Here is a 14082-nt window from a genome sequence, read left to right on the forward strand (position 1 = left end):
GCGCGGCCCGGGTTCTGTGACAGGTTCGGCCCGGGTTCCAGGAGACCCTAGGGGAGCACCTTCTCGATCGCGCCGGGACCCTCCTCGTCGAGCTTGCGCCGGGCCCACGCGAGATTGCGCGGGGTGAGGTCGCGGCCGGTGGCGAGGACCATGTCCTCCGGCGAGACCTCCGTACCGGTACGGGTGTGGAGCAGGCTGTCCGGGGTGGTGCGGTCCGGCGAGGGCCGGGCGGCGCCGGGCTGTGACGTCGGCATGATGTCTGCTCCTCGCGTCCGAAGGAATGTACTAACACCATTCATCCTGCGGCCGCGCCCCGCAATCCCGATCACCCCGGTCCGAGATGCCGCGATGATCCGGCGGAGGTCTAATGGGCGGTGTCGGGGCGACCCAACCACTGTGCGGTGACGCCGCACGGCATGGAAGGCCCAGCTCATGGAACCCACCACTGCCGGGAAACCCCGACGGGGGGCACTGCGCAGGCTCGGCGCCTGGTGCGCCCGTCACTTCCTCGTCGTGATCATCGCCTGGCTGGTGGCCCTGGTCGCCCTCCAGGTGATCGACCGAGCCGTCGGCGGCACCTTCGAGGACGACTTCGCACTCTCGGACACGCAGTCGCAGAAGGGCCTCGACGTCCTCGAGGCGCACGACCCGCAGGCCGGCGGCTACAGCGCGCAGATCGTCCTGCACGACGACCGGCAGGCCCTGAGCGCGCTCAGCTCGCAGATGTCCACCACGGTCGGCGACCTGCAGAAACTGCCCCACGTCCTGTCGGTGCAGAACCCCCTCACACAGACCCCCACCAAGGTCGGCCCGGTGTCGAGCGACGGCAAGACCGGGTACCTCACCATCCGCTTCGACCAGCAGCCCAACACCCTCGGCGACGCCTACCTGAACGGCGTGGACCAGGCCGTCCAGCCGCTGCGGGCGGCCGGCGCCGACGTCGAGTACGGCGGCTCGCTCGGCGAACTGGCCCGCCCCAAGGCCAACGACTTCATCAGCGAGGGGATCGGCTTCGCGGTAGCGATCGTGGTCCTGCTCGTCGGCTTCGGCAGCGTCCTCGCGGCCGGACTACCGCTGATCACCGCGCTGATCGGGGTGGTCGGAGGACTCGCCGTCCTCGGACTGCTGGCCGCCGCGTTCACCTTCGCGACCGTCTCCCCCACCCTCGCCACCATGATCGGCCTGGGCGTCGGCATCGACTACGCGCTGTTCCTGATCACCCGGCACCGGCAGAACCTGATCGACGGAGCCGATCCCGCCGAGGCCGCCGGACACGCCACCGCCACCAGCGGCCGCGCCGTCCTCGTCTCCGGCACCACCGTGATCATCGCGCTGGCCGGGCTGTACGCGTCCGGGGTGTCCTTCATCGGCAAACTCGGCGTCGCCGCCGCCGTCACCGTCGTCTCCGCCGTGATCGCGGCCCTCACGCTCGTGCCCGCCATGCTCGGGCTCATCGGCCGCCACATCGACCGCTGGCACGTGCGCCGACCCGTCGCCGAGACCGACGCCGAACCCGGCGCCACCCCGCACGGCACCTGGCACCGCTACGCCAAACGCGTCGAACGCCGGCCCTGGCGGTACCTCGGCGCAGGGGTCGCCGTCATCGCGATCCTCGCCGTCCCCGTCTTCTCCATCCAGCTCGGTCACATCGGCGACGGCGCCGACCCGACCTCCTTCACCGACCGGCGCGCCTACGACCTGATGACCGACGCCTTCGGGCCCGGCTCCAACGGCCCCCTCACGATCGTCGTCGACCAGACGTCCGTCCCCTCGGACAAGCGTTCCGACCTGCAGTCCCAGGCGCAGAAGACGCTGAACGCCGTGCCGGACGCGGCCACCGTCACCCCGCTGACGCCCACCCAGGACGGCGACGTCCTGATCGCCACCGTCTACTCCACCCAGGCCCCGCAGGACGCCGTCACCACCGACCTGACCAACCGGCTCAAGGACACGACCCTGCCGGGCGCGGTCTCCGGCTACGACGCCAAGGGCTATGTCACCGGCACCACGGCTGCCCAGGTCGACTTCCGCGACATCGTCGCCAGCCGGCTCCCGCTGATCATCTGCGTGGTCGTCGGCCTCGCCTTCCTGATCATCCTCGCCGTGTTCCGCGGCCTGCTCGTCGCCGTCAAGGCCGCCGTCCTCAACGTCCTGTCCATCACCGCCTCCTACGGCGTCGTCGTCGCCGTCTTCCAGTGGGGCTGGGGCGGTCCCGCGCTTGGCGTCAACGGGGACGTGCCCATCGAGAGCTATGTGCCGATGATGATGTTCGCGATCATCTTCGGCCTCAGCATGGACTACGAGATCTTCCTGCTGTCCCGTGTGCACGAGGCGTGGCTGCGCACCGGCGACGCCAAGGACTCCGTCGCCCACGCCCTGGAGATCACCGCGCGCGTCATCACCTGCGCCGCCCTGATCATGGTGAGCGTGTTCGCGGCGTTCATCATCAGCGACAACATCGTCGTCAAGATGCTGGGCCTGGGCCTCGCCGTCAGCGTGCTGATCGACGCCACCGTGGTGCGACTGCTCATGGTGCCCGCCGTGATGACCCTGCTCGGGTCGCACGCCTGGTGGACGCCGCGGTGGCTGGACCGGCTCCTGCCGCACATCGACGCCGAGGGCGACGCGGAGAACCTCAGCGGTCCGCCGTCGGCGTCGGCGCGAGGACCAGCATCGTGACGTCGTCGCGGACGTCGGGGCAGTGGCGCCGCACGTCCGTCCAGACCCGGCCGGCCGTGGTGGCCGGGTCGGCGCCGGCCGCCAGCGCGGGCAGCCGGTCCAGGAGCGGGTAGAACACACCCGCGGCGTTCCTGGCCTCCGAGACGCCGTCGGAGGCGAGGAACAGCCGGTCGCCGGGGCGCAGCGGCACGACGCGGGCGCTGACCGGAGCGCCCCCGGGCAGGCCCAGCCCCAGCGGCGTCCACGGCACTACGTCCACCTCGCTGACCGTGCCGTCGCGCAGCAGCATCGGCGGCGGATGCCCGCAGACGACGACGCGCACGGCGTCCGCGTCCGGGGTGAACTCCACCAGCACGGCCGTCGCGAACAGTTCGGCGTGCGCGACCCGCGCCGAGTCCACCACCAGCCTGCGGTCCAGACGGGCCGCCACCGACGCAAGGTCCGGCTGGTCGAGCACCGCCTCCCGGAACGCCCCGAGGAGCGAGGACACCGTCGCCACCGCCGCCAGCCCGTGCCCCTGCACGTCTCCCAGCACCGCCCGCACCCCGTGGACGCTCTCCCGGACGTCGAAGAAGTCCCCGCCCACCAGCGTTCCGCGCTGCGCCGCCCGGTACAGACCGGCGCACCGCACCGGCCCCACCCGCTCGGGCACCGGCGGCGCCACTGCCCGCTGAGCCGCCTCCGCGATGGTGCGCTCGGTGTCCAGCTGTACGTCCCGGCGGCGGCGCACGAACGCCACGAACACACTCAGCGCCGCGACGAAGAACACCGTCAGCACGTCGGTCTGCCCCGGCCGGTCGAGCTGGAACGCGGGCATGCCGAGCATGACGAGCACGGCCGCGCCGAGTACCGCGGTCACCGCGGGACCGTACGACAACACAGCCAGCGGCGGGATCGCGCCCAGCAGGAAGCCGATGTCCAGCGGGCCGGGACTGACCAGCGTGGCCACGCAGATGCCCGCCACCAGCAGCAGCGGCAGCGCCCGCACCCAGTGAGGCGGCGGCGCGCCCCGCAACCAGCCCCGCCGGTCCCCGTCCTGTGCTCCCACACCCCCACGCTCCCCCTCGGCGCCGGCCGGCGCATGCCGGGAAAAGCAGTGGACGCCGTCGAACGCCGCCCCCTAGCGTGTGAGCGCACGCCCGGACGCCCACGGAAGGAGGCGAGCGCCATGCAGTCGACACCCGACCCGCGCTCCCGCCCCGTGACCCCGGCGTGCCGCGTCTGACGACCGTCCGACGCCCCGGGAGCGCCCTGCCGTACGCGACCCGGAGGAATCCATGACCGATCTGGTCATCCGCGCTCTCGACGAGAGCGACGTCCATCTCTTCGACACCCTGCCCGACCCGCTGCGCGCCGCCGAGGCGTTCGCCCATGCCACCTACCGGCCGCACTGGAAGCGGGTCGCCCTGCGCGACGGCCTCGTCGTCGCCCGCGCCGCCTGGTGGGGCGGCCCCGACGACACGGAGCCGCTGACGGTCGAGTGGTTCGACTTCGCCGACGGCGAGGAGGAGGCGGGCGCGGAACTCCTGCGCACCGCGCCCTGGCGGGTAGGCCTGGATCTCGTCCTGCCCGGAGACTGGCGTGCGGATCCCGCCGTGCGGGCCGCCGCCGAGGCCCGGCACGCGGCGGCCCGCGCGGCCGGACACACCCCGCTGGTGGAACGCTTCGTCTACCGCTGGACCCCGTCGTGCGGGCTGCCCGAACGCCCCGGACGGCTGCGCTTCGCGTCCGAGCCCGAGGACGCGGTCTTCTTCGACGCTCTGCGCCGCATCCACTCCGACACCCTCGACGCCCACGCGCTGAAGGCCATCGCCGAGGGCGGGCTCGACCGGGCCGCCCAGCAGGAGATCGACTTCTTCCGCTGGTGCCCGTCCCCACGCGAGTGGTGGCAGGTCGCCCGTACCGCGGACGGCGCACTGGCCGGCATCCACGTCCCGGCCCACAATCCGTCCGGTCCGTGCGTCGGCTTCATCGGCGTGCTGCCGGAACACCGCGGCCACGGCTACGCCTACGACCTGCTCGCCGAGTGCACGCACCATCTCGCCGAGCAGGGCGCGGAGTTCATCGCCGCGGCCACCGACCGGACCAACCATCCGATGGCGGCCCACTTCGCGAAGGCCGGCTACCCGGTCGTCCGCGAGCGCGTCAACTTCCAGCTCGACTGACGGGCGCGGGGCGCGGGGCGCCGCCGCCGGGCGCCGCTGACGGTCGTGGCGCCCCGGTCGCGCCGCCTGGGGAGAGCCGTCGCTGAGCGTCAGGGCGCTCCGCGAGGTCAGGCGGCCCGGGTCTGTGACCCGGGGAGGTCCTCGGTCGCGCGGGCGCCCGGCGGCGGGGCGTCGGACGCCCCGCCGCGGATCAGGCGCAGCCGCCGTCGGGGCGAGGCGTGACGCCGGTGGGCGGGAGCCGGGGCGAGCAGGCGTGTCTCGACGCGGTCCATCACCGCCAGCAGGACGGACAGCAGCGGCAGAAGCAGTACGGCGACCCAGAGCACGGTTCTCTCCTCGGCAGACGACTCCTGCCGAGTGCTCCGATTCGGGCCGCTGATGCGTGCCGGACTGCCGGACTGCCGGACTGCCGGACTGCCGGACGCCGTCAGCGGCGAAACGGCGCGTCGAAACCCGTGAGGAGGGCGTCGGCCTGCGCCAGGCCGCTCTCCGCGGAGATCTCCCGCACCGACTGGGCCGGACGGATCACGGCGAACACGACACGGCCCGCGTCGAGCAGAGCGCCGTACACCGCGGGCCGCGGCAGGCTGTTGTACGCCCAGTGCGCCGAGAAGTAGTAGCCGCCCGTGTCGTGGAGCACCACCAGGTCCCCCTCGGCGAGCGCGGGCAGCGGCCGGTCGTGCGCCACCACGTCCCCCGCGAAGCAGAGCGGCCCGGCGACGTCCTGCCGCACGAGCGGCGTCCGCTTGGGCAGGCCGTCCGGGCCGAACGCGGAGATCCGCAGCGGCCAGGCGTCCGGCATCAGTACGGTCCGGGTGGCGACCTGTCCGCCCGCGTGGGTGAGCGCGATCCGGCGCCCGCCGGCGTCCTTGACGTACTCGACGACGGCGGCGGTGAACCCGTTCTTGGCGATCAGGGACCGGCCGAACTCGGTGACCACCTGGTAGCGGCCGTCCAGCAGCGCCGGCTCCGCCGCGGTGAGCGCGGCTACGTAGTCGGCGTAGGTGGGCGTGACCCTGTCGTCGGCGAAGTTCACCGGCAGCCCGCCGCCGAGGTCGACACTGGTCACCTGACGGCGGCCTACCCGGTCGTCGACGTCCTCGGCGAGCCGGTGAACGTCGGCGAGGCCTTCCGCGATCAGCGGCAGCGGGCAGCCCTGCGAGCCCACGTGCGCGTGCAGCCGGGTCAGCCACGGCCGCCGCGCGAACGCCTCGACGACACGGGCGCGGGCCCCCGGGTCGCGCAGCGCCACGCCGAACTTCGAAGTCGCGGTCGCCGTACTCATCGCGCCGATGGACCCGCCGCCGACCTGCGGATTGACCCGCAGGCCGAGCACGGACCCGCAGCCGGCGGGGCGCAGGGCGTCGATCCGGTCGAGCTCGTCGAGGTTGTCCGCGTTGAGCGCGACGCCCAGTTCGAGAGCTTCGCGGATCTCGGCGCGGGTCTTGGCGGGCGAGTCCAGCACGATGCGCGCAGGGGTGAAGCCCGCGTCCAGCGCGAGCCGCAGCTCGCCGGGGCTGGCCACCTCGCAGCCCATGCCCGCGTCGGCGAGCAGGCGCAGCACCGGCACCAGTGGACAGGCCTTGGCGGCGAAGGTGTGCAGCACGTCCGGCGTGCGGGCGAACGCCTCGTGCAACGCGGCGACGCTGCTCCGCACGCCCCGGACGTCCACGAAACCGGCCACCGGCCGGCCCTCGCCGATCAGGCCGTCCGCGACGGCCTGGCGGACGGCGAGCGCGACGGGGGTGACGTCGCTCTGCTGGTTCTCGGTGGGGGGCGGCATGTCGGCGGTCTCCTTCGGGCGGGGCGGGGCGGGGCGGGGGCGTGGGGCGGGGTGCGCGGGGGAAGCCTTCCCCTCTGCTACCCCCTGGGGGATGCCTTCCCGGCGCAGGGCGTGTGCCCGCGCGTCCAATCGCGCCGAATCGGCCCGTACGGGCACCGGGACGGCTGAGCGGGCCGAAAAGAAGATGACTGCACACCCCTAGGGACCGACCGGACGGTATGTCATCCTTCGGGGCAGGACGAGTCGGACGGCGGGGCGGCGCCCCGGGGGAGGACCGCGATGCATCACGCCCTACGGTCACGGACCGCTTTCCCTCCGGCGGCGGACGCCCCCGCGGCGGCGCCCGTCCACCGGCCGCGTCCGCAGCCAGTCCGGTCACTGATCGACGCCGACGCCCTGCGGGTCCTGCACCGGGCCGCCCGGGTGCTGCTGGAGGACCTGGCCGGTCTCACCGACCGGCTGGTCGCCGTGCTGCAGGAGCAGGAGCCCGCCTACCGCGCCGCGGTGACGTGCGACCCGACCGAGACCTGGCAGGAGGTGCACCGGTCGCTGCGGCACAGCGTGTCCTCGCTGCTGGACCCGCGCGGCAGCCGGGACGCGGCCCGCCGGTGCTCGTGGCGGATCGGCGCGACCCGCGTGGAACAGGGCCTGCCGCTGGACGCACTGCTGCACGCGTTCCGGCTGGGCGGGTCCCTGGTGTGGCAGGGCCTCATCGACGAGACCGCCCGGACCGCCCCCGAGGACGTACGGCTGCTCGTGCACGTCGCTACCGACGTGTGGAACTTCGTCGACGAGCACTGCACCCTCGTCGCGGACGCCTACCGGCAGGTCGAACGGCAGCTCGCCTGGCGGCGCGAGAACCGGCTGCGGGTGCTGGCCGGCGCGCTGCTGGACGGCGCCAGCCGCATCGCCGACCTGCCGGAGACCGCGCAGGCGCTGGACCTCCCCGAGGAGGGGCGGTACGTCGTGGCGGCGGTGGCGGCCGGCTGCCCCTCCGACGGCGCCGGAGTGCGGGCCGCCCTCGCGCGGGGCGCCCGCGTGTACTGGCACACCGGCGTCGAGGTCGACTACGGCATCATGCTGCTGGACGACGACGTCGACGCCGGGGCACTCGGCCGCTCAGGCCACGAGCGGCCACCGCCCGCCGGAACCGGACCCAGGACCGGAGCCAGGACCCGAACCGGGACCGGGGGCGGTACCGGAGCCGGGTCGTCCGTCGTCGCACCGGTCGCGGGCGGCGCGCGGACGGGCGTCAGCACGGCCGTGACGGGACTCGCCGCGGTCGGCGACGCCCGCCGGCTCGCGGACGTCGCGCTGGGCCTGTGCCCGCGGGCCGGCGGCGCGATCCGGCTGACCGAACACCTCCCGGCCGCCCTCGTGGTCTCCGCCCCCGACCTGGGCGCGGCGCTGGTCGAGCGCGCGCTCGGCCCGCTGGGGAACCTGGAGCCCGCCGACGAGGCCGTCCTGCTCGACACCCTCGCCGCCTGGCTGGCCTGCGACGGCTCCGCCCAACGGGCGGGGGAGCGGCTGTACTGCCACCGCAACACCGTCCTCAACCGCCTGCGCCGCTACGAGCAGCTGACGGGCCGGTCGCTGGCCCGTCCGGCCGACCTGATGGAGGTCAGCCTCGCCCTGACGGCGCGGGGTCTCTACCCCCGCTGACCCCGCGTGAGGCCTGCCTCCCGTCGGCCTCGCGCGGCAAGGCCTGTGGCTCCGCAGGCCTTGCACGATGGCCGTGTCTCCGCCGGTCTTGCGTGGCGGCTGGTGTTTTCGCCCGGCCTCGCGTGGGCTACCCGGAGCGCTGCCGGCCTCGCGTGAGGCGTGGCTTGCGCCGGCCTCGCATGGGGCCCGTGTCTCCGCCGGTCTTGCGTGGCGGCTGGTGTTTTTCGCCGGTCTCGCGTGGGCCGTCCGGAGCCCCGCCGGCTCGCCCGGGGCGCTGCCGGCCTCGCCCGGAGCCCGCCGCGCAGGCCCCGGCGGGCCGCCCGGACCCGCCGCCCTCTGGGCAGCCGCACAAGCCGTCCCGGCCTCTGTTGGTTGTGCGCAGCGACCCCGGCGCCGTGCCTGTACCGCTCCTCGCCCGCCGTGCTGTCGTGAGCTCCCTTGCCCCCGAACGCCGTGCCCACGGGCACGGTTCTGAGGAGCCGCGATGCCCCAGGCGCCCCCGCAGGAGCGGCCCGCCCTGCACGTCGAACGCCTCGACGTGACGTACGGGCGGGCCCTGTCGGCCCTGCGCTCCGTGTCCCTGACCGTCCCGCACGGCGCGGTGGTGGCCCTGCTGGGCGCCAACGGCGCCGGCAAGTCCACGCTGCTGCGGGCCGTCTCGGGCACCCTCCGGCTGCACCGCGGCGCCGTCACCGCCGGCCTGATCCGCTACGGGAGCACGATCCTGGACGGCCGTGACCCGGTCGCGGCGGTGCGGGCCGGCGTCGTCCAGGTCCCGGAGGGCCGCCGGGTCTTCGCAGGACTGACCGTCGAGGAGAACCTGCGCGCCGGAGACCTCGGCCCCGGACGGCGCACCGCCGGACAGCTTCACGCGGCACGGGAGCGGGTGCACACACTCTTCCCCGTGCTCGCCGAACGGGGGCGGCAGGCGGCCGGGCTGCTGTCCGGCGGCGAGCAGCAGATGCTGGCCATCGGCCGGGCCCTGATGGCCGCGCCCCGGCTGCTGCTGCTCGACGAGCCCTCCCTCGGCCTCGCCCCGCGCATGGTGCACCGGATCGCCGAGGTGATCCGCGAGATCAACGCCCAGGGCACGGCGGTCCTGCTGGTCGAGCAGAACGCGGGCATGGCGCTGTCCCTCGCCGGCCAGGCCCACGTCCTCGAGGTGGGCGAGGTCCGGCTGTCCGGCCCCGCCGACGAGCTCGCGCGCACGGACGCGGTGCGCCGCCTCTACCTCGGCGACCCGGCCGACGACCAGGGGGCCGCGTGAACATCCGCACCGCCCGGATAACCGCGGGCGACCGTCCCGCGGCGCCGCCCCCCGCCCTGCACGTCGAGGACGTCACCGTGCGCTTCGCGGGCCTGACCGCTCTCGGCGCCGTCTCCCTCACCGTCGCGCCGGGCTCCGTGCACGCCCTCATCGGACCGAACGGCGCCGGGAAGTCGACCTGCTTCAACGTCCTGTCCGGCCTGTGCCGCCCGGAGTCCGGACGGGTCCGGCTCGGGGACACCGAACTGACCGGACTCGCCCCGCACCGGATCGCCGCCCTCGGCGTCGCCCGCACCTTCCAGAACATCGTCACCACCGAGGGCACCGTCGCCGACAACCTGATGCTCGGCCGGCACGCCCTGTCGCGGGCCGGTTTCGCCGCCAGCGCGCTGCACCTGCCCCGGGCGGTGCGCGAACAGCGGGCGCACCGCGACCGGGCCGGCGAGATCGCCGAACTCACCGGCCTCGCCGCCCACTTCGACACCCACGTCGCGCTGCTGTCCTACGGCGACCGCAAACGCGTGGAGTTCGCCCGTGCCCTGTGCCTGGAGCCGCGCGTGCTGCTCCTCGACGAGCCGGTCGCCGGCATGAACGGCGCCGAACGCGCCCGCACGGCCGAGGCGATCGCCGCCGTCCGCGCGCGACTCGGCCTGTCCGTACTGCTCGTGGAGCACGACATGGGCCTGGTGATGCGTCTCGCCGACGAGGTCACGGTCCTCGACTTCGGCCGGACCCTCGCCCACGGCTCACCCGACGAGGTGCGCGCCCACCCCGAGGTGCTGCGCGCCTACCTCGGCGTCCCCGGAGAGGACCCCGCATGACCGCCTTCCTCGACAGCGTCCTCGCAGGTCTCGCCCTCGGCGCGGTCTACGCCCTGGTCGCGCTCGGCTTCGTCGTCATCTTCAAGGCGTCGGGCGTGCTCAACTTCGCCCACGGGTCCCTGCTGCTGTTCGGCGGCTACCTGACCGCCGTCCTCCACGACGACCTGGGATTCGCCGGCGCGCTCGCGGTGTCCGTCCTGGCGACCGCGGCGCTCGCCGGCGCACTGGACCGGCTGCTGCTGCAACGCGGCGACCCCGACCCCGGGGCGGCCCATGTGCAGACCATCGTCACCATCGGCGTCGACATCGTGCTGCTGACCGACCTGTCCCGGCGCATCGGCGGCGACCTGCTCACCCTCGGCGACCCCTGGGGCGACTCGGTGACCCGGCTCGGCTCCGTGACCGTCGCCGACAGCCGGATCGCCGCGATCGTCGTGTCCGCGCTGGCCATCGGCGGCGTCTTCGCCCTGTTCCGCTTCACACCCTGGGGCCTCGCCCTGCGGGCCGCCGCCGAGGACACGGAAGCCGCGGCCCTGATGGGGGTGCGGCTGAGCCGGGTGCGGATGCTCGCCTGGTGCCTGGCCGGCGCCCTCGCCGCCCTGGCGGCCGTGTTCCTCGCCGCCTTCCCCGCCCCCGGACTGGAGCGGACAACCGGCCAGATCGCCCTCAACGCCTTCCCGGCGGCGATCCTCGGCGGACTGGCCTCGCCGCCCGGCGCCCTCGCGGGCAGCCTCCTCATCGGCCTGACCGAGGCCCTCGCCGCGGGCTACCAGTCCGAACTGCACGTGCTGGGCGAAGGGTTCGGCGACGTCGCCCCGTACGCGGTGATGGTCGCCGTCCTGCTGGTGCGTCCCACCGGGCTGTTCGGCGCGAAGGGAGCGGCTCGTGTCTGAGCGCACCCCCGAGCGGCCCGTGTCCGCGCGCGTCCTCGAGCGGTTCGTACCCGTGCGCGTCCCCAAGGGCGCGGGCGTGCTCCTGACGGCACTCCTGCTGTGCGCGCCGCCTTTCTACGTCGACGCCTTCTGGCTGCGCATCGGCCTGTTCTCGATGGCCGCCGCCATCGGCGCCGTCGGCCTCGGCCTGCTCACCGGCGCCGCAGGACAGCTCTCCCTGGGCCACGCCTTCTTCCTCGCCGTGGGCGCGTACGGCTACACCTGGCTGGCCGGCGAACCCGGCCCCGGGCTGCCGACCACGCTCGCCGCGCTCCTCGCGGTGCTGCTGGCGGGGGCGGCCGGCGGGCTCTTCAGTCCCGTCGCGGGCCGGGTGCGCGGCATCTACCTGGGCGTCGCCACGCTCGCCCTGGTCTTCCTGGGCCACCATGTGCTGCTCACCGCCGACTCCGTCACCGGCGGCTTCAACGGCCGATCGGTGCCCCCGCTGACCTTCGGCGGGTTCTCCTTCGCCGGCGACGGCTCCTCGCTCGTCGTCCTCGGCGTGCCGTTCGGCGGCGAGGAACGCCTGTGGTACCTCGGGCTGGTGCTGCTGGCCGGCACCTGGTGGACCGCGCGCGGCCTGCTGCGCGGACGCCCGGGACGTGCCCTGACGGCGCTGCGCGACAGCGAGACCGCGGCCGCGGTGATGGGCGTCGACGTCGCCCGCCACCGCTCGGCGGCCTTCGTCGTGTCGTCGATGTACGCGGGCCTGGCCGGGGTCCTGCTCGCGCTGGCCTTCCGCCGGGTGGTCCCCGACTACTTCGGGCTGGCCCTCTCGGTCGACTACCTGGCGATGATCGTCATAGGCGGACTGGGATCCGTCGCCGGAGCCGCCGCGGGCGCCGTGTTCGTCACCGCGCTGCCCCTGCTGATGACCCGTTACGCCGACCAGTTGCCGCTGGTGACCGCCCCCGGCGCCGGCGACGGCGGGATCGGCCCGACCGAGGCGGCCCGCTACCTGTACGGCGCGGCCATCGTCCTCGTCCTGCTGTACGCCCCCGACGGACTGCGTGGCCTCGTCCGCCGCGTCCACGCCCGTCTGCGACCCGCCGCCCCGTCCCCGGCGGCCGCGAACCGTCCACCCGCCTCCGCAGTCCGAGCCAAGGAGCCCACCCCGTGAACCGCACGCAGCGCAGACACCGCACTCCCGTCCCCGTCCTCGCCGCCGCGCTCGCGGCGCTGCTCGTCACGGCCACCGGCTGCAGCTCCAAGGCCGGGGGCGGCGGCGGTGGTTCCGAAGGCGCCGACGGCGTCAAGGCGGGCCCGGGAGTGACCGACAAGACGATCCGGCTGGGCGCTCTCACCGACCTGACCGGCCCCTACGCCACCCTCGGCAAGTCCATCGTGCAGGCCCAGCAGATGTGGGCCGACGAGACCAACGCGGCCGGCGGGGTCTGCGGCCGCAAGGTCGAGATCGTGGTCAAGGACCATGGCTACGACGTGCAGAAGGCGGTCACCGCGTACGCCGACCTCGCCCCGGACGTCGTCGCCCTGCCGCAGGTCGTCGGATCGCCGGTGGTCGCCGCCCTCCTCGACGACATCGAACGCGACCGCCTGCTGACCTTCCCGCAGGCGTGGGCGGCCTCCCTGCTCGGCAAGGACGCCGTCCAGGTCGTCGGCACCACCTACGACGTCGACATGATCGCCGCCGTCGACCTGCTCACCCGGACCAAGGGCCTGGCCAAGGGCGACTCCGTCGGCCATGTCTACTTCGAGGGCGACTACGGCGCCAACGCCCTGGAAGGGTCCACCTGGGCGGCCGGGCGGGCGGGGCTCACGATCGTGCCGCAGAAGATCAAGGCGACCGACACGGATCTGTCGGCGCAGGTGTCGGCGCTGCGCAAGGCGGGCGTGAAGGCCGTCCTGATCAGCGCGGGTCCGGCGCAGACGGCTTCGCTGGTCGGGGTCGCCGCCTCGCGCGGGCTGCGGGTGCCCGTCGTCAGCAGCGCGCCCGGCTTCGCGCCCCAGCTGATGAAGACCCCCGCCGCACCCGCCCTGCTCGCCATGCTGAACGTGGTGAGCGCGGTGCCAGCCGTGAGCTCCGACCTGCCCGGCGTCCGGCGGATGGCGGCCGCCTACGGCAAGAAGTACCCGGACTCCCCGGTGGACGCCGGCACGCTGTCCGGCTACAACGCCGCGCAACTGCTCGGCGCCGACCTCAAGAAGGCCTGCGCGGCCGGCAGCCTGGCCCGGGAGGACGTCGTGAAGGCGCACCGCTCGCAGAAGAACGCCGACACCGGCCTCGGCTCGCCGCAGGACTTCTCCGACGTCGCCAAGCCCGCCGCCCTGTCCACCTATGTGCTCAAGCCGGACGCCAAGGCGCTCGGCGGTGTGGTGGTCGTGGAGGACGCGCACCAGGCGCCGGGCGTCACCGAGTACCTGGCCGACCGTGCGCAGTGACCGTGCGTGGCCGGATCGTGCCCCTGGAGAGTGACAAGTCCGTGTGACATGCATGATTCGCCGGAGTCCGGGCACACGCAGCGCACAACAGAGAGAGGGGCGCTCGTGATCGTTCCGGACCCGAAAATCGCCAGGACGTTGCTGACCCGCTACGCGACGCTGAAGATCGCTCAGGCGGAGAGGGAGACGCCGCAGGCGGCTCGTGAACTCCAGGACGTGACGTACACCTTGTGCGTGCTCATGGGCACCGCCGACGTCCGCGAGGCGGTCGCCGCGGCGGACGCCCTGCTGGAGTCCGCTCCGGTGACGCGCACGCATGCCGAGGGCTCGGACGGCCTGTCGCTGGCCGTCTGAGGCGGCGGGCGGACGGACC

At 74.2% G+C, this 14082-nt stretch carries 13 protein-coding genes; 9 read left to right on the forward strand and 4 right to left on the reverse strand.

Translation table 11 applies throughout. The annotated features are described in order from the left end of the window. Positions 1-47: 47 nt before the first annotated feature. Positions 48-254, reverse strand: a complete 207-nt coding sequence (locus tag QA802_RS38635; RefSeq protein WP_057581840.1) for a hypothetical protein — start codon at positions 252-254, stop codon at positions 48-50. A gap of 178 nt (positions 255-432) precedes the next feature. On the opposite strand from QA802_RS38635, the gene QA802_RS38640 reads away from it, so the two are divergent. Next, on the forward strand, positions 433-2679 hold the full coding sequence (locus tag QA802_RS38640; protein ID WP_334533041.1) for an MMPL family transporter: 2247 nt from the start codon (positions 433-435) through the stop codon (positions 2677-2679). Here QA802_RS38640 and QA802_RS38645 read toward each other — a convergent pair. Beyond that, a complete protein-coding gene (locus tag QA802_RS38645) occupies positions 2636-3727 on the reverse strand; it encodes a PP2C family protein-serine/threonine phosphatase (RefSeq protein ID WP_334533043.1) in 1092 nt (363 codons plus the stop codon). The two genes, QA802_RS38640 and QA802_RS38645, sit on opposite strands and share 44 nt — an antisense overlap. A 229-nt stretch (positions 3728-3956) precedes the next feature. On the opposite strand from QA802_RS38645, the gene QA802_RS38650 reads away from it, so the two are divergent. Next, the gene (locus tag QA802_RS38650) at positions 3957-4844 is read left to right on the forward strand and encodes a GNAT family N-acetyltransferase (RefSeq protein WP_334533046.1); all 888 of its coding nucleotides are present in this window, start codon (positions 3957-3959) and stop codon (positions 4842-4844) included. 107 nt (positions 4845-4951) lie between these two features. Here the strand turns inward: QA802_RS38650 and QA802_RS38655 are convergent, their stop codons facing one another. Continuing rightward, positions 4952-5170: a hypothetical protein gene (locus tag QA802_RS38655; RefSeq protein ID WP_334533049.1), complete on the reverse strand. Its 219-nt coding sequence runs from the start codon at positions 5168-5170 to the stop codon at positions 4952-4954. A gap of 101 nt (positions 5171-5271) precedes the next feature. After that, positions 5272-6627, reverse strand: coding sequence for a type III PLP-dependent enzyme domain-containing protein (locus tag QA802_RS38660; RefSeq protein ID WP_334533052.1), 1356 nt, complete (start codon positions 6625-6627; stop codon positions 5272-5274). A gap of 279 nt (positions 6628-6906) precedes the next feature. On the opposite strand from QA802_RS38660, the gene QA802_RS38665 reads away from it, so the two are divergent. From QA802_RS38665 to QA802_RS38695, 7 genes are all read left to right on the forward strand, one after another. Next, the gene (locus tag QA802_RS38665) at positions 6907-8289 is read left to right on the forward strand and encodes a PucR family transcriptional regulator (RefSeq protein ID WP_334533055.1); all 1383 of its coding nucleotides are present in this window, start codon (positions 6907-6909) and stop codon (positions 8287-8289) included. 484 nt (positions 8290-8773) lie between these two features. Continuing rightward, positions 8774-9556 (forward strand): ABC transporter ATP-binding protein, encoded by a 783-nt coding sequence (locus tag QA802_RS38670; protein ID WP_334533058.1) that lies wholly within the window; start codon positions 8774-8776, stop codon positions 9554-9556. Then, on the forward strand, positions 9553-10377 hold the full coding sequence (locus QA802_RS38675; protein ID WP_443042238.1) for an ABC transporter ATP-binding protein: 825 nt from the start codon (positions 9553-9555) through the stop codon (positions 10375-10377). The genes QA802_RS38670 and QA802_RS38675 overlap by 4 nt, the downstream gene beginning before the upstream one ends. After that, entirely contained in the window at positions 10374-11270 is an 897-nt protein-coding gene (locus QA802_RS38680; protein WP_057581849.1) for a branched-chain amino acid ABC transporter permease, read from the forward strand. The genes QA802_RS38675 and QA802_RS38680 overlap by 4 nt, the downstream gene beginning before the upstream one ends. Before the next feature lie 52 nt (positions 11271-11322). Then, the gene (locus tag QA802_RS38685; RefSeq protein WP_334535170.1) at positions 11323-12429 is read left to right on the forward strand and encodes a branched-chain amino acid ABC transporter permease; all 1107 of its coding nucleotides are present in this window, start codon (positions 11323-11325) and stop codon (positions 12427-12429) included. After that, complete coding sequence (locus QA802_RS38690; RefSeq protein WP_334533060.1) at positions 12426-13709, forward strand: ABC transporter substrate-binding protein; 1284 nt, start codon at positions 12426-12428, stop codon at positions 13707-13709. The genes QA802_RS38685 and QA802_RS38690 overlap by 4 nt, the downstream gene beginning before the upstream one ends. A gap of 105 nt (positions 13710-13814) precedes the next feature. Continuing rightward, on the forward strand, positions 13815-14063 hold the full coding sequence (locus QA802_RS38695; protein ID WP_334533062.1) for a DUF5133 domain-containing protein: 249 nt from the start codon (positions 13815-13817) through the stop codon (positions 14061-14063). Positions 14064-14082 lie beyond the last annotated feature (19 nt).

Source organism: Streptomyces sp. B21-105 (assembly GCF_036898465.1).
Taxonomy (GTDB): Bacteria; Actinomycetota; Actinomycetes; order Streptomycetales; family Streptomycetaceae; genus Streptomyces.